The sequence below is a fragment of the Bradyrhizobium sediminis genome (assembly GCF_018736085.1).
Classification (GTDB): domain Bacteria; phylum Pseudomonadota; class Alphaproteobacteria; order Rhizobiales; family Xanthobacteraceae; genus Bradyrhizobium; species Bradyrhizobium sediminis.
The window spans coordinates 3,265,084-3,280,451 of sequence record NZ_CP076134.1 but is presented as its reverse complement, the minus strand read 5'-3'; the positions used below and the strand labels follow the sequence as shown (position 1 = coordinate 3,280,451).

Sequence of the window (15,368 nt, the reverse complement as noted above, 5' to 3'; positions counted from 1 at the left end):
GCGATTGCGCTTTGGCGCAGTCGCCGCTACATCCCACCATCGTTGCCAAATGCGGCTTGCGCCGCAGGTCAGAGAAGAGAACATGCGCGCCGAAGTCGAACGCCTCGTCGAAGAGATCAAGCAGTCAGTCGGGCTGCTGAGGAGGCATCTTTGACGTCGATGCATCCACGGCGCGTCTGGCCGAGCTGAACAAGCTCGCCGAAGATCCCAATCTCTGGAACGATCCCCAGAAGGCCCAGAAGCTGATGCAGGAGCGCACCTCGCTGGAGGATGCGCTTGGCGGCATCGGCAGGGTCGAGCGCGAGCTCGAGGATAATATCGGCATGATCGAGCTCGGCGAGGCCGAGAACGATGAGGGCGTCGTCTCCGAAGCCGAGAACGCCCTGAAAGCCCTGAAGAAGGAAGTCGCCCGCCGCGAACTCGAAGCCCTGCTGTCGGGCGAGGCCGACCGTTTCGACTCCTATCTCGAGGTTCACGCCGGCGCCGGCGGCACCGAAAGCCAGGACTGGGCCTCGATGCTGCTGCGCATGTACACGCGCTGGGCCGAGAAGCACGGCTTCAAGATCGAATATCTGGAAGAGACCCAGGGCGAAGAAGCCGGGATCAAGTCCGCCACCATCCAGATCAGCGGTCACAACGCCTATGGCTGGCTCAAGACCGAAGCCGGCGTGCACCGGCTGGTACGGATATCGCCGTTCGATTCAAATGCGCGCCGGCACACTTCGTTCTCATCGGTCGCGATCTTCCCGGTGGTCGACAACAGCATCAAGATCGATATCGCCGAGTCCGACGTCCGCGTCGACACCATGCGCTCGGGCGGCGCCGGCGGCCAGCACGTCAACAAGACCGAGTCCGCGGTCAGGCTGACGCACATTCCGACCGGGGTCGCGGTGGTCTGTCAGGCCGGCCGCTCCCAGCACAAGAACAAGGCGCAGGCCTGGGACATGCTGCGCGCACGGCTCTATGAGATCGAGCTGAAGAAGCGCGAGGAACAGGCCGCCGCCGACCAGGCCGCCAAGACCGATATCGGCTGGGGCCACCAGATCCGCTCCTACGTGCTGCAGCCCTATCAGATGGTGAAGGATCTGCGCACCGGCGTGCAGACGTCGGATACGTCAGGCGTGCTCGACGGCGACCTCGACGAGTTCATGGCGGCAACCCTGGCGCAGCGCGCATTCGGCACCGCACCCGCCGCGGTCGAGGATGTGGACTAGCCGATGGCAACGGTCGCCTTCATCGGTTTGGGCCGCATGGGCCACGGCATGGCCGGCCGCTATCTCGACAACGGCTTTGCGGTCGCGGTGTGGAATCGCAGCAAGGCGAAGGCGGAAGACCTGATCGCGCGCGGCGCGCGCTGGGCTGCGTCGCCTGCGGATGCCGCCGAGGGTGCCGACGCCGTCGTGACCATGGTCGCCGACGATGCGGCATCGAGTGCGGTGTGGCTCGGCAAGGACGGCGCGGCCTCAGCGATGAAACCCGGTGCGCTGGCGATCGAATGCTCCACGGTGTCGTACCAGCACGCGCTCGATCTCGCGCGCGAACTGCGCGGCCGCGGCCTCGTCTACATCGATTGCCCGGTGACCGGCCTGCCGGAAGCGGCAGCGAGCGGAAAATTGACGCTGCTGGCGGGCGCTGAGCCTGCCGATCTGGAAAAGGCGCGCCCCTTTCTCGCGCCGCTGTGCACGACGATCCGGCATTTCGGCGCGGTCGGCGGCGGCACGGTCTACAAGCTGATCAACAATCTGATGGGCGCCGTGCAGATCGCGAGCCTCGCGGAAGGGATTGCGATCGCCGAGCGGGCCGGGCTCGACATGAACCTGGTGGCGGAAGCGATGGCGACGGGCGCAGTCGCAAGCCCGCAGGTGATCCGGCATTCCAAGCGGATGGTGGCGCGCGATTTCTCGGGCGCTTCCTTCACCGCGGCGCTCCGCCACAAGGATGCGGCTTACGCCGTCGCGCTGGCGGAGACGCTGCTATCAGGCGTTCCCGTCAGCCGCGCGGCGCTGGCGGCATACGACCGTGCGAAAGCCCACGCGCCCGACGACGACGAAGGCAGGATGATCGAGATTGTGTCGCGGCCGAAATAGGCGGGGCGCAGCGGGCATGCCCGGAAACCGGGTGGCCAAGCATCCGGACTTTGCGGTAAGCGTCGGCGCAACCGCAGATATGAGCCGCAAATGACGTCCAACGACCATCGGATTGATGCCCGTGACTGGTCGCTGCTTGCCGTGTTGTCGGTGCTGTGGGGCGGCTCGTTCTTCTTCGTCGGTGTCGTGATCCGGGAATTGCCGCCACTGACGGTGGTCCTGCTGCGGGTGGCGCTCGCGGCACTCATTCTTCTGCCGGTGCTATGGGCCTATCGAACAGGTTTCCCCAGGGGGCTGATGGGCTGGAGACCATTCTTCGTCATCGCGCTGCTCAACAACGTCCTGCCATTCTCCCTGATGGTCACCGGACAGACCTATATTTCCAGCGGGCTGGCCTCGGTTGTGAACGCGACGACGCCGTTGTTCACCGTCCTGGTGATGGCGGCCGCCGGTGACGAAAGACTGCATGCCCGGCGCGTCGCTGGTGTCGTGATCGGCCTGATCGGGGTCGCCATTCTCCACGTCCAGCACCTCGGTTTCAGCAGCGGCCAGGGTTTCGGGATTCTACTCTGCCTCGCCGCTGCCTTCAGCTACGGACTGTCGGCGCTGTATGCGCGGCGGCGGCTGTCGAACTCACCGCCGCTGGCGACCGCGACGTTCCAGATGCTGGCGTCCACGGTGATGATGATTGTCATCGCCGGCGTGTTCGAGCGGCCCTGGCAACTGCCGATGCCTGATACGGTGACCTGGCTGGCGCTGTTCGGTCTTGCGGCGTTGTCGACCGCGCTGGCTTACATCGTGTTTTTCCAGATCCTGCGGCGCTCGGGCTCGACCAATGTCATGCTGGTGACGCTGCTCATACCGGTCACCGCAATTTTGCTCGGCTGGCTCGTGCTGGGCGAGAGCATCTCGCTTGCCGAAATCGTCGGCGCGCTGGTGATCGGCAGCGCGCTGCTGGTGATCGACGGCCGCGTGTTCAGCTATATCAGCGGCGTTGCTTCCACTCCGAAAGCCACCCCGTAAACCGGCCGCTGTCGCGCTCCCCGCCATGCCAGGCGGCGTACACCGCGCCGTCATCGGCCACCAGCAGCACCGCGTCGAGGCCCTTGGAGCGGCGCAGCGTATCGATCGCCTGCTGCGGCGTCTGCGCGATCGGGCCTGCCACATTGAAGGAGGTGTTGACCGAGATCTCGACGCCGATACGGCGGCCGAGCGCCTTCAGATAGGCGTAGGTGAGGGGATCGTCCTCTTCGCGCACGATCTGGATCCGCCCGGTGCCGTCGGCATGAATCACCGCGGGGATCTTCGCGCGCGCGGGCGGCTTCGAGTGCGCGGTCAGCACCATGTAATTGTAGGCGTTGTAGTTGCCGTCGGAGGCGCCCTCATGCAGTTCGAAATATTCGCGCGCCGCTTCCAGCGTCGCCATCGGCGCCAGCGGGCGGATCGCCTCGCGGTATTTGACGCGCTCATTGAGCCGCTCGCGCGCGTCGGGGGCGCAGGGATTGGCGAAGATCGAGCGATGGCCGAGCGCGCGCGGCCCGGTCTCGGCCGCGCCCTGATAGAGCGCGATGATGCTGTCATGCGCCACCATGAAGGCCATCAGATCGGCGATCGCGTCGCGTCCGTCCGGCGTCGAGATGTCGCCGATCCGCTGTGATGCGATGTCGCCGGCCTCGAGTGCCGTCGCGATGTCCTGATCCGTCGGCGGCAGACCGCAGTAGAAGGCGTGCGTCAAAGCCGCGCCGCGCGGCGCGCCTGCGAGATGGGCCAACAGCCAGGCCGCGCCGATGGTGACGCCGGGATCGCCCGGTGTCGGCGGCACCCACAGATGCAGGCGGGCCTTGCGCTGCTGCGCCTGCGCGAACCAGGCCTCGTCGAAGTGCTCGAGCAGCCGCATGTTGCCGACCGCGTTCAGCGCCACGCCACCGGTCAGCACCAGCCGGCTCGCACCGGTCTGGCGCAGCAGATGATCGACGACATGGATCATGGCGTCCTCGAACACCAGTTGAGTGGCGGCGGCCTTGTCAAGGCGGTCCTGGGTGTCGGGCCGGTGCTCAATGTCCTCAACCCGCAGCACCGCGTCGGGATTCCAGAGCTGGTCGGGTTTCAGAGGCGGCCCAAGGATATCGATCAGCGGTGCTTTATAGGGATGTTCGTACGGATCGCAGTACCAGTTGGCCATCGCGCGATTGAGCCGGATTTCGCCATCCGCGCCGAAGTGCAGGACCTCTCTCAGCCGGATGTAATAGGGATTGCTGGCGCGGTTCATGTCGCCCCAGGCGGCCGCTCCCATGTAGCGTCCCTCGCTGGAGAGCCAGGTCCAGCCGCCCTGCGTCGATGAAATCACGCTGTAGAAGGCGCCGAGCGAATCGAACACGCTGTCATTGCAGTAAAGGCGGCGCATCGCGCCGTCCTTCGCGACATAAAGCGAGATCGAGCCCTCATCGCCGGTGCCGTCAATGACCGCGATGGCAACGGGTTCATTGCCATCGGCGAAAGGTGAGGCCGCGTACGAAAACCAGGCATGGTTGTCGTGGTGCGGCATGCAGATCAGTGGCACCCGGTCCGAAAGGCCGAGTTGCCTGGCGAGAATTTTCGGCGTGCGCAGCATCTGGTCCATGCGACGGCGGTCGATGGCGGGAGTAATCGGCATCGTCAGGAGCTTGAGACTGTCGGGCGCCTCCTCGATGACCGTTCGCACGATGGTCGCGAGAAGAGCCGGATAGTCCCAGGTCGTGACGAAGGCTGCGATATCGCCGGCACTGCGCCCCCTTTGACGCAGCGTCTCGACCATGGCTTCGATCGAGGCTCGCGGATATTCTGTGGTGTGCTTGTTGCCGGAAAAGCGCTCTTCCTCGTTGTTCACGATGATGCGCGGGCCGCCGTCCCGGGTCACCTCGATCAGCGCCACACCGGTATTGTGCGTGCCCGATGCTGCGAGGCCCGCGATGTAGACGGTCTCACCGCGCTGCAGCCGTTCCCTGATCGACGCAATTTTCCGGACGGCGAATTCGCTGTCGATCCGGTGGAAGCCGATGCGCGCCATCGCTGGCTCAGTGAGCCAGCGCGTAAGCCGATAGCCTGCCTTTGAGATTTTGGGATGCCGCGGTCCGATGCGTATTCGTGCCGTATCCAAGCCGCTTGCCTCGAGAAATTGGAGAGTATCGTAACTGATCACACTTGGCGGCGCGCAACAATGCCGTTTCGGGTTGCGGAATAAACCGATGCTTGCAAGGGCGCGCGCGGCTTGCGACACTCTGAGAAAACAGATCTTCACAGGAGAGAGAACGATGCCGGCTCGTATCCGAAGTCTTGTTGCCTTGGCGGCGCTTGCCGCTGCCGCCGCGATGGCCGCGACCGCGGCGTCGGCACAAAAGAAATACGATCCCGGCGCCAGCGACAGCGAAATCAGGATCGGCAATATCATGCCCTACAGCGGTCCGGCATCCGCCTATGGCACCATCGGCAAGGCGCAGGCGGCCTACTTCAAGAAGATCAACGACGAGGGCGGCATCAACGGCCGCAAGATCAACTTCATCAGCTATGACGACGCCTTCAGCCCGCCGAAAGCGGTGGAGCAGGCGCGCAAGCTGGTGGAGAGCGACGAGGTGCTGCTGATCTTCCAGTCGCTCGGCACCCAGTCCAACTCGGCTATCCAGAAATACATGAACACCAAGAAGGTGCCGCAGCTCTTTGTCGCGACCGGCGCCACCAAATGGGGCGACCCGCAGAACTTTCCCTGGACCATGGGGTGGCAGCCCAACTACCAGAGCGAGGGCCGCATCTATGCCGCCTACATCCTGAAGAATTTCCCGAACGGCAAGATCGCTGCGCTCTGGCAGAACGACGACGCCGGCAAGGACCAGATGAAGGGCTTGCGCGACGGCCTCGGCGACAAGGCCGGCATGATCATCGCCGACAAGTCCTACGAGATCGGCGATCCCACCATCGACTCGCAGATCGTGGCGCTGAAGGATTCCGGCGCCGATATCCTCACGACATGGGCGGCGCCAAAGGGCGCGGCGCAGGCGATCCGCAAGGTCGCCGAACTCGGCTGGAAGCCGGTTTATTTCATCGGCAACGTCTCGACCTCAGTGGCCACCGTGCTCAAGCCGGCCGGTATCGAAAATGCCAAGGGCATCATCTCGACCGCTTACATCAAGGATCCGACCGATCCGGTGTGGAAGGACGACCTGGGGATCAAGACCTGGCTGGCCTTCATGGACAAGTATTTCCCTGATGGCGACAAGACCAACAACAACAACGCCTATGGCTATGCCACGGCGCAGACCATGGTTCAGGTCCTGAAGCAGTGCGGCGACAATCTCACGCGAGAAAACGTGATGAAGCAGGCCGCCAGCCTGAAGGGTTTTACCAGCGACGTGCTGTTGCCCGGCATCAGGATCAACACGGGTCCGAACGACTACTTCCCGATCGAGCAGATGCAACTGATGAAATTCAACGGCACCAGCTGGGAGCTGTTCGGTGAAATCATCACCGGCGAGGTCGGCCACTAGGGCTGGTTGCTCGGGCGGGCAGTTGGGCCTGCGGATTCTAGCCCGCGCTCAGGCGCACACCGGCGCGCAGGAACTTCTGCGGGTCGACCGCGTCGCCGTCGATCCGGGTTTCGTAATGCAGATGCGGACCGGTCGATCGGCCGGTTGAGCCGACGGCGCCGATCACCTGGCCGATCTTGATGTGATCGCCGACCTTGACGTTGATTTCCGACAGGTGGCCATAGCGGGTCGACAGACCATTGCCGTGGTCGATCTCGACCATGCGGCCATAGCCGCCCATCCATCCCGAGGTCACCACTTTGCCGCCCGCGGTGGCGCGCACGGGGTCGCCCGACGCGGCGCGGAAATCGAGGCCGGTATGCATGGCGGGACGGCCGACGAACGGATCGCTGCGGACCCCGAAGCCGCTGGTGAACTCGACTTCGCCGATCACCGGCTTGCGGTAAGGCACCAGCGAGAGCGTGCGATTCAGGCGATCCATTTGGGCGCGGGTGCTGTTGATCCGGTAGAGCTGGCGCTCGAAGGCGCCGGCATCCGGAGGAAGTTTGACCGGAACGAAGGGGCCGCCGACGGCGGCGCGGGGCGCTGCGGCTTCGAGCTGCGCCATGTCGAGACCGAGATCGGAAATCACCCCGCGCATCCGGCGGACGCGCGATTCCATGCTGTCCTCGACCGAGGAGAGCGCCGCCATCTGGCGCCGCTCGACCTGGTCCAGCGATGTCTGCAAACGGACCAGAACGTTGTCGAAGCCCTGGACTTTGGCGAACTGGTTCGGCGGCGCCTTGACGGCCACCGGCGCGCGGGATTCCAGCCGAGCCTCGCGATCGGGCGGCGCCACGAAGATCACGGTATCGCTGATCGGGTTTGGTTTTGGCGTGCCTGAGGACGCCGCGTCGCCGGAGGCGCCGCGCGCCGGCGGCCTGATCGAACCGGTGACCGCGACGTCGGGCATCGCGCCGAGCGCGGTGGCGCGCGATTCCAGCGTGGTCTGGCGGCGCATGATCTGGTCGAGCTTCTGGTCGAACTGCTCCTGGTCGAGCAATTGGCGGCTGGTGGTGCGGTCGACCCTGGCGCGCAGTTCGGCGATCCGGTCTTCATAGGCGTATTGCATCTCCGCCTGGCGGGCGATCAGGCGGGTGAGCACGTCGTCGCGGAAGGCGAAATAGGTCGCGGTCGCCGCCGACCACATGCCGAGTACGGTCACCGTGCCGACCACGATCCAGAACGCCACCGGGCCAAAGCGGACCTGCTTGCCGGCATGGACGAGGGTATAGCCGTCCTGACCGCGGGACGCCGCGACCGCCGCACGGCCGGCCGCCGCGCGGCGAGGGGACGGCCTGGCGTGGTCATGCGGGTGGTGTTGGGGATACTCGGAATAATGTCCGGAACGATGCGACATCGACACTCCCGCGCCGGTCGGAGTGGGGTTCCGTACGGCCTCTTTTGCAGGGGTGATTTGACCGTCTCATGGTTAATTTTTAGCGAATGGAGCCGGACAAATTAGAGCGCACGCACGGCTGCGAGCACCTCCTCGGCATGGCCGTCGACCTTCACATTGCGCCAAACCTTGAGGATCCGGCCATCGGCGCCGAGCAGAACCGTGGTGCGAACAATGCCCAGGAAGGTCCTGCCATACATCGATTTTTCGCCCCAGACGCCGTAGGCCTCCAGCATCGCGTGCTGCTCATCCGAAACCAGAGGAGTGGCGAGCCCGTGCTTGTCGCGAAACGCTTCCTGGGCCTTGAGCGGGTCGGCGGAGACGCCCAGCACCGCGGTCTGGTGTTCGGCAAAGGCGCTCGACAAGCGGGTGAAGTCGATCGCCTCCTTGGTGCAACCTGGCGTGTCCGCGCGCGGATAGAAGAACAGCACCAGTTTCCGGCCCCGGTAATCGGCGAGCGAGACGGTGTCGCCGCCGTCGCGGGGAAGGCGGAAGGCGGGCGCCATCGCCCCCTCGGTCAAGCCGGACGCGCGCGACGCCGGTGCCACCGGCTTGGCGGGCGCTTTCGATGCCGCCACGGTCCGCGCGGGCGAAGCGGCCGGGACGGTCTTCCTTAACGGTTTCGAGGGGGCCTTATGGGATGCTTTCGCTGAAGCGGCGCCAGCTGGTTTGCCCGCGGCCTTGCCCGATTTTTTGGCGGCCGCCTTGCTGGTCTTCGCGGAAGGCTTTTTGGCCGATGTTTTGGTCGAGGTCTTGGCCGATTTCCCGGACTTGGCGCGGACCGCCTTCAGTGGCGGGGTTTTGGGGGATTTCTTGCGCGTTTTCTTGGACATACGCCTTCCTTTCGTCGCTTTCGGCGGATCAATCATTGGGGTATTGCGGGTGTTGTCCGGGCAAGCGGGATTCGGTCCGACTGCTGGGCAAATCCGACGACCCCGGAGTATGGTTACTGGGAATTCGAGGCACCACCCGTCCGCTCGTTCAATGTGCTCCTTGGGGCCGATGACGAGTAACAGTATTAATCGAGGATTGGCAGGGATGCCGGCACGGGAGCGCTCGTTACGTGTGGACGAGCGCGGTCTTGGCGGCGATCAATCTTACAATCAGCGCCAGCACCGAGAGGCAATGGCAAGAAATACGTCGCCCAAGGGATCGAATCCGCGTGCTGACGTCCAGCCCTCGCAGTGGGATGATGCCCGTTGGGATCAGGACCAGGACGAGGCGGCTGGCTATCGCGCGCGGCGGCTGTTGTCGCGGTCGAACTCCGGCCTTCACCAATTCGGCGATCGCGTCAGGAGCTTCCGCCGGTGGATTGCCGGCGAACGCTGGGTCAAGCGCCTTGCCGTCGTCATAGCGGTCTTGCTGGTGATCTTCGCAGGCTGCTTCGGCGGCCTGTGGTGGCGGCTTGGCGCCGGGCCGATCAATCTCGAGATGGCGACGCCGTGGCTCGCATCGGCGATCGAGGAAAATATCGGCCACAGCAATACGGTCGAGATCGGCGGCACCCAGATCGAGCGGGCGGGGCGGATTCGCATCGCGGTGCGTATCCGCGATATCATCGTTCGCGACCGCGACCGCGCCATCGTGGCCAGCGCGCCGAAAGCCGAGGTGAAGCTTTCCGGCACGGCGCTCTTGATGGGGCGGCTTCGCGCCGAAAGCCTCAATCTGGTCGACGCCGAACTCGCGGTGCGCATCACTCCGGACGGCACCGTGACGGTTTCCGCAGGCGACACCGCAAAGCCGCTCGCCACCGGCGTGGCTTCGAAAAAGGACGCAGGTCTGGCGCCGACCTTTCCGAGGCAAATCCCGGGAGCGCCGCAACCGCTTGGAACCGCTGCGCCGCTGCCGCCCGGCGCCCCATCTGCGCCCGCGCCGGACAGCACGCAGAGCGGCCTGCTTGCCGGCCTCGACTGGCTCGATAGCCTGAGCCTGACCGGACTTGACGGGCAGAACCTCAACGAGATCGGCCTGAAGAATGGAAACCTCGTCGTCGACGACCAGCAGCGCGGCAACAAATGGACGTTCGAAAACATCAGCCTCAGTCTGCGCCGGCCGAGCGGCGGCGGGGTGGCGCTGAGCCTGGGCGAAGAGGGCGCGCGTGCCTGGTCGCTTCGTGTGGTGATCGGACCTCCTGCCAACGGCGTGCGATCGGTCGACATCCGCGCCGACAAAGTCCCGGCCGCCAATATCCTGCTGGCGATGCGGGTGAAGGACCTCACCTACAGCGCGGATTTGCCGCTGTCGGGCGAATTGAAGGGCGAACTCGGCCGCGACGGCCTGCCGACCTATTTCCGCGGCAAGGTTACCGCCGGCGCCGGCCACATCATCGACAGCGACACGCCTGATTATCCGATGGCGATCGACTCGGCCGACATCAACGTCGAATGGGATTCCGGACGGCGCGTGCTGGTCGCACCCTTCAAGATCATTTCCGGCTCCAACCGGGTCACGCTGTTGGCCCATCTCGAACCGCCGAATGGCAGCATCGCCGATTGGCAGCTGGGATTTTCCGGCGGCACCATCGTGCTGGCGGGGATGGAGAACGAGCAACCCCTGATCTTCAATCGCATCGCCATCGGGCTGCGCTTCGATACCGACAGGAAGCGGGTGCTGCTGACGCAGGCCGACATCAGCAACGGCGAAATCGGCATCGCTGGAACCGGCAGCGTGGACTATTCGGGCGAGGCGCGCCTGACTCTGGGTTTCGCGGGAACGCCGATGTCGGCGTCGGCGCTGAAGCGGATGTGGCCGATCCTGATCGTTCCGGAAGTGCGCGAATGGGTGATCGAGCGGATCGAACGCGGCTCGCTGCAGCGCATCGAGGTCGGCGTCAACTCGCCGGTCCGAAATCTGTCGCGGCGGGGACCGCCGATTCCCGATGACGGCCTTGCCGTCAACATCGTCGCAACAGGCGTGACGTTGCGGCCGGTGGATGAAATGCCGCTGGTGCGCGATGCCGATCTGAAGGCCCGCGTTACCGGCCGCACCGCGACCGTGACCATCGGGCAGGCGGTGTCCGATACGCCCGCGGGGCGCAAGCTCAACATCACCGACCTCGTATTCGAGGTGCCGGATATGGCGCCGAAGCCCGCGCCGGCGCGGGTCAAATTGCGGATCGACGGCCCGGTGCCGGCCGCGGCCGAAATTCTCGCCTCCGATCGGCTGAGCGAATTTTCCGGCACCCTGATCGATCCCAATATGAGCAAGGGCACGATGTCCGCCGTGGTCACGCTCGGCCTGCCGATCAAGCGCGAACTGACCAAGGCCGACACCACCTATTCCATCACGGCCGATCTCGGCGGGTTTGCCGCCGACAAGCTCGTGATGAACCAGAAGCTCGAAGCCAACACGCTCAAAGTGACAGCCAACAATGCCGGCTATCAGGTCAAGGGCGACGTCAAGATCAACGGGCAGGCGGCCTCGCTGGATTACCGCAAGCCGAGCGAGGGCGATGCGGATGTCAGATTGCAGGCGACCCTCGATGACGCAAGCCGGGCGCGCCTTGGCCTCGACCTCGGATCGGCGGTCAGCGGGGCCCTGCCGGTCAAGCTGATCGGCAAGATCGGCGGCCCCGATCGCGAAAGCCGCCTCGGTATCGAGGCCGATCTGACCGCGTTGAGACTCGACAATATCCTGCCGGGCTGGGTCAAAATGCCGGGCAAGTCGAGCCGCGCGGTGTTCAACGTCGTGCAGAAGCCGCAATCCACCCGGCTCGAGGACATCGTCATCGACGGCGGCGGCGTATCGATCAAGGGCTCGCTCGAGGTCGACCAGAACAGCGACCTGATCAGCGCCAACTTCCCGACCTATTCGCCCTCCGAAGGTGACAAGAGCTCGCTGAAGGCCGAGCGCGGCCCGGATGGCACGCTGAAAGTGACGATGCGCGGCGACGTGTTCGATGGCCGTGGCTTCCTCAAGTCGGCCATTTCGGGAAAGGACGCCGACGCCAGGAGCAAGACCAGGAGCATCGATCTCGATGTGGACGTGAAACTCGGTGCGGTGGCCGGCTTCAATGGCGAGGCGGTGCGCAGCGTCGATTCCAAGCTATCGCGGCGCAACGGCGTCATCAGGAGCTTTACGCTGAGCGGCAAGCTTGGCCGCGACACGCCGCTGACGGCGGATCTGCGCGGCCGCGCCCAGGGCCGCGAGCTGATCTATCTCGAGACCAACGACGCCGGCGCATTTTTGCGATTCACCGACACCTACTCCAAGGTGGTCGGCGGCCAGCTCACCTTGGCCATGGATCCTCCGACGGCCGATCCCGGCCCGCGCGAGGGCCTGATCAACGTCCGCGACTTCGCCATCAAGGGGGAGGCTTCGCTCGATCGCGTGGCCGCCGGCGGGACGGCCGGCCTGCAGAACGGCGTTTCCTTCTCGCGAGTGCGCGCAGAGTTTACCCGGCAGAACGGGCAGCTCAAGATCCGGGAGGGTGTCCTGAAAGGCCCGATGATTGGCGGGACCATCGAAGGCAGCATCGATATCCCCGGCAACCAGGTGCGCATGAGCGGCACCTTCGTGCCGATGTACGGACTGAACAACATGTTCGGCCAGATTCCGATCGTCGGCCTGATCATCGGCGGCGGCAGCAATGAGGGGCTGATCGGAGTGACCTACGAGATCGTCGGTACGCCCGGCGCGCCGGTGCTGCGCGTCAATCCGATTTCGGCGATGGCGCCCGGCGTGCTCCGCAAGATTTTTGAATTCGGCACCGGCAGGCAGAACAACCCGGTGGAGTTTCCGAACAACAATTGATCGGCCTGCCTCTGCTAGCGCCGCAGCGCCGGCACCACCAGGAACGGAATCAATCCCAAGATCACATTGACCAGCGCGAACACGATCAGCCAATCGTAGCTCTGGGTCCAGTCATGGATCAGGCCGCCGCTCCATGAGCCCAGCCCCGAGCCGAGCCCGCTGCCGATCGAAATCGTACCGTAGATGGTGCCGACCCGCTCGCCGCGAAAGATGTTGAGCGCGGTCGCCGTGATCAGCGGCCCGCGCGAACCGATCATGCTGCCGAAGCTTATGACAAAGCCCGTCAGCAGCCAGTAGTTCGGATAATATTGAATGAGCCACAGCAGGATGATCCCGATGATGGAAACGCCGTAGCTGAACAGCACCGAGGGCCTGCGGCCGACGATGCCGTCGAGCGTGGAGATGCCGAGCATGCCGAACAGCGTCAGGATGCCGGAAAAGCCCCAGGCGGTCGCCGCCTGCAACGGCGGAAAGCCGGCGTCGATCAGGTAGGCGACGATCTGCGCCGTGATCGCGTACATCGCGACCGCGGTGAAGAAGAAGGTGCAAAACAGCGCCCAGAAGGCGTGGTGGCGTATCGCGCTCCCAAGCGTCCAGCCGTTGTCGACGAAACCCGCATCGGCTTTCTTGACGATGTGGGGGGAGCCGGTGGCGAACAGCCGCCACGGCAGCACCAGCAGCGGCAGCAGCAGGCACAGCGCCACGATACCGAACAACTGGTAGGCGTCGCGCCAGCCGATGCGGTCGATCAGGACCTGCGACGCCGGCAGCAGCATCAGGATGCCGGCACCGGTCGCGGAATACAGGATCGCCATCGCGGTCGGCAGCCGCGGACCGAACCAGCGGCCGAGCAGGATCGAATTCGGCACGTTGCCGATCAGGGCGATGCCGAGGCCGACGCTCAACCCGACGCTCAACTGGACCTGCCAGAGATGCTGTGCATGTGACGCGATCAGGAATGCGGCTCCGAGCAGCAGCAGTCCGAGCGAGTAGACCATGCGCGGCCCGGAGCGGTCGAACAGGCGGCCGACCAGCGGCGCCGTCAGTCCGCCCGCAAGCCAGGTCAGCGAATAGACCGAAACCACCTGGGCGCGGTCCCAGCCGAAATCTTCCGAGATCGGTTTGAGAAACACGGTGAAGCTTTCACCGAGACCGCGGCCGAGCACCGACAGTGCAAAGCACAATGCCAGCACGTTCAGCGCGACGCGCGCCGGCTTCGGCGGCTGGGTCGGCGCATCCTCCCGCGGGGTATTCTTATCCATATCAGCAGGGAGCGCGTTTCCGCTGCTCCGAGCAAGGGCGTAAAGCGAATGCGCCTATGCAGGCTTGAGCAGGACGTGGCGCTTCCGGCCGAGCGACAGCTTGATGACGCCTTCGGGGGTGAGGTCTTTTGGCGCCAGCATCATCTTCTCGTCGCTGACCGCGACATCGTTGACGCGCAGGCCACCGCCCTTGATCTGGCGCCGCGCCTCGCCGTTCGAGACGACGAGGCCCGCCTTGACGAAGCAAGCGAGCACGCCGAGCCCGGCTTCGAGTTCGCCGCGCGGAATTTCGACTCGCGGCAGGTTCTCCGCGATCGCGCCTTCCTCGAAGGTTTTTCGCGCGGTTTCGGCGGCGGTATCGGCCGCCTCCGCGCCGTGCAGCAGCGTGGTCGCGGCGTCCGCAAGCGCCTTCTTGGCTTCGTTGATCTCGGCGCCCTGCAAGGCGGCGAGCCGCCCGACTTCGGCGAGCGGCAGCGTCGTGAACAGTTTCAGGAAGCGCGGCACGTCGGCGTCCTCGGTGTTGCGCCAGAACTGCCAGTATTCGTAGGGGCTCTTCATGTCGGCGTTGAGCCAGACCGCGCCGCTGGCGGTCTTGCCCATCTTCTCGCCCGACGAGGTCGTGATCAGCGGCGTGGTCAGCGCGTGCAGCTGCGGCGTGCCCATGCGGCGGCCGAGGTCGATGCCGTTGACGATGTTGCCCCACTGGTCGGAGCCGCCCATCTGCAGCCGGCAATCGTAGCGCTGGTTCAGCACAGCGTAGTCATAGGCCTGCAGGATCATGTAGTTGAACTCGATGAAGCTCATTTCCTGGTCGCGCTCGAGCCTGAGCTTGACCGAGTCCATCGCCAGCATGCGGTTGACCGAGAAATGCCGGCCGATATCGCGCAGCATTTCGATCCAGTTCAGCTTGGTCAGCCATTCCGCGTTGTCGGGCATCACGGCGTCTTGCTTGCCCTCGCCGAAGCGCAGGAACTTGGAGAACACCTGCTTGATGCCGTCCTTGTTGCGCTCGATGTCCTCGATCGAGAGGATCTTGCGGGTCTCGTCCTTGCCGGAGGGATCGCCGACCCTGGTGGTGCCTCCGCCCATCAGCGCGATCGGCTTGTTGCCGGTCTGCTGCAGCCAGTACAGGCACATGATCTGCACCATCGAGCCGACGTGAAGCGAGGGCGCCGTGCAGTCGAAGCCGATATAGGCGGTCAGTTCCCCACGGGCCGCCAGCGCATCCAGCGAGCCGGGATCAGATATCTGATGAATAAAGCCGCGGCTCTGCAGCACATGGAGAAAATCAGATTTAAATACAGTCATTTGT

At 64.8% G+C, this 15,368-nt stretch carries 10 protein-coding genes; 5 read left to right on the top strand and 5 right to left on the bottom strand.

The window, feature by feature from the left end; all coding sequences use genetic code 11:
* The first annotated feature begins 82 nt into the window (after positions 1–82).
* From prfB to KMZ29_RS15900, 3 genes are all read left to right on the top strand, one after another.
* Positions 83–1,214 (top strand): peptide chain release factor 2 gene (gene prfB, locus KMZ29_RS15910; RefSeq protein ID WP_215616063.1). Its coding sequence is split into 2 segments (ribosomal slippage): positions 83–151 and positions 153–1,214, totalling 1,131 coding nucleotides; the frame shifts between segments, so codons are not numbered across the junction.
* Between the two features lie 3 nt (positions 1,215–1,217).
* The gene (locus KMZ29_RS15905; protein WP_215620136.1) at positions 1,218–2,087 is read left to right on the top strand and encodes an NAD(P)-dependent oxidoreductase; all 870 of its coding nucleotides are present in this window, start codon (positions 1,218–1,220) and stop codon (positions 2,085–2,087) included.
* Between the two features lie 90 nt (positions 2,088–2,177).
* Positions 2,178–3,110 carry a DMT family transporter gene (locus KMZ29_RS15900; protein ID WP_215620135.1) on the top strand — a complete coding sequence of 311 codons (933 nt, stop codon included), beginning with the start codon at positions 2,178–2,180 and terminating at the stop codon, positions 3,108–3,110.
* On the opposite strand, the gene KMZ29_RS15895 is transcribed toward KMZ29_RS15900, so the two are convergent.
* Positions 3,073–5,133: a carbamoyltransferase C-terminal domain-containing protein gene (locus KMZ29_RS15895; RefSeq protein ID WP_215620134.1), complete on the bottom strand. Its 2,061-nt coding sequence runs from the start codon at positions 5,131–5,133 to the stop codon at positions 3,073–3,075. The genes KMZ29_RS15900 and KMZ29_RS15895 overlap by 38 nt on opposite strands.
* Before the next feature lie 244 nt (positions 5,134–5,377).
* On the opposite strand from KMZ29_RS15895, the gene KMZ29_RS15890 reads away from it, so the two are divergent.
* Positions 5,378–6,604 (top strand): ABC transporter substrate-binding protein, encoded by a 1,227-nt coding sequence (locus tag KMZ29_RS15890; RefSeq protein WP_215620133.1) that lies wholly within the window; start codon positions 5,378–5,380, stop codon positions 6,602–6,604.
* Between the two features lie 37 nt (positions 6,605–6,641).
* On the opposite strand, the gene KMZ29_RS15885 is transcribed toward KMZ29_RS15890, so the two are convergent.
* Both KMZ29_RS15885 and KMZ29_RS15880 read right to left on the bottom strand, forming a co-directional pair.
* Positions 6,642–8,003, bottom strand: coding sequence for a M23 family metallopeptidase (locus KMZ29_RS15885; protein WP_215620132.1), 1,362 nt, complete (start codon positions 8,001–8,003; stop codon positions 6,642–6,644).
* 101 nt (positions 8,004–8,104) lie between these two features.
* Positions 8,105–8,875: a peroxiredoxin gene (locus KMZ29_RS15880; RefSeq protein ID WP_215624292.1), complete on the bottom strand. Its 771-nt coding sequence runs from the start codon at positions 8,873–8,875 to the stop codon at positions 8,105–8,107.
* A gap of 205 nt (positions 8,876–9,080) precedes the next feature.
* Here KMZ29_RS15880 and KMZ29_RS15875 point away from each other — a divergent pair, with 205 nt between their 5' ends.
* On the top strand, positions 9,081–12,794 hold the full coding sequence (locus tag KMZ29_RS15875) for an AsmA-like C-terminal region-containing protein (RefSeq protein ID WP_215620131.1): 3,714 nt from the start codon (positions 9,081–9,083) through the stop codon (positions 12,792–12,794).
* Between the two features lie 14 nt (positions 12,795–12,808).
* Here the strand turns inward: KMZ29_RS15875 and KMZ29_RS15870 are convergent, their stop codons facing one another.
* Positions 12,809–14,056, bottom strand: coding sequence for an MFS transporter (locus KMZ29_RS15870; RefSeq protein ID WP_215620130.1), 1,248 nt, complete (start codon positions 14,054–14,056; stop codon positions 12,809–12,811).
* A 54-nt stretch (positions 14,057–14,110) separates the two neighbouring features.
* Positions 14,111–15,364, bottom strand: a complete 1,254-nt coding sequence (gene tyrS, locus KMZ29_RS15865) for a tyrosine--tRNA ligase (protein WP_215620129.1) — start codon at positions 15,362–15,364, stop codon at positions 14,111–14,113.
* Positions 15,365–15,368 lie beyond the last annotated feature (4 nt).

What these genes read in the sequence shown, in the direction of transcription:
- KMZ29_RS15885 (WP_215620132.1), bottom strand. Translation starts at nt 8,003, where the DNA reads ATGTCGCATCGTTCCGGACATTATTCCGAGTATCCCCAACACCACCCG.
- KMZ29_RS15890 (WP_215620133.1), top strand. Translation starts at nt 5,378, where the DNA reads ATGCCGGCTCGTATCCGAAGTCTTGTTGCCTTGGCGGCGCTTGCCGCT.
- KMZ29_RS15880 (WP_215624292.1), bottom strand. Translation starts at nt 8,875, where the DNA reads ATGTCCAAGAAAACGCGCAAGAAATCCCCCAAAACCCCGCCACTGAAG.
- KMZ29_RS15900 (WP_215620135.1), top strand. Translation starts at nt 2,178, where the DNA reads ATGACGTCCAACGACCATCGGATTGATGCCCGTGACTGGTCGCTGCTT.
- KMZ29_RS15870 (WP_215620130.1), bottom strand. Translation starts at nt 14,056, where the DNA reads ATGGATAAGAATACCCCGCGGGAGGATGCGCCGACCCAGCCGCCGAAG.
- KMZ29_RS15905 (WP_215620136.1), top strand. Translation starts at nt 1,218, where the DNA reads ATGGCAACGGTCGCCTTCATCGGTTTGGGCCGCATGGGCCACGGCATG.
- tyrS (WP_215620129.1), bottom strand. Translation starts at nt 15,364, where the DNA reads ATGACTGTATTTAAATCTGATTTTCTCCATGTGCTGCAGAGCCGCGGC.
- KMZ29_RS15875 (WP_215620131.1), top strand. Translation starts at nt 9,081, where the DNA reads ATGCCGGCACGGGAGCGCTCGTTACGTGTGGACGAGCGCGGTCTTGGC.
- KMZ29_RS15895 (WP_215620134.1), bottom strand. Translation starts at nt 5,133, where the DNA reads ATGGCGCGCATCGGCTTCCACCGGATCGACAGCGAATTCGCCGTCCGG.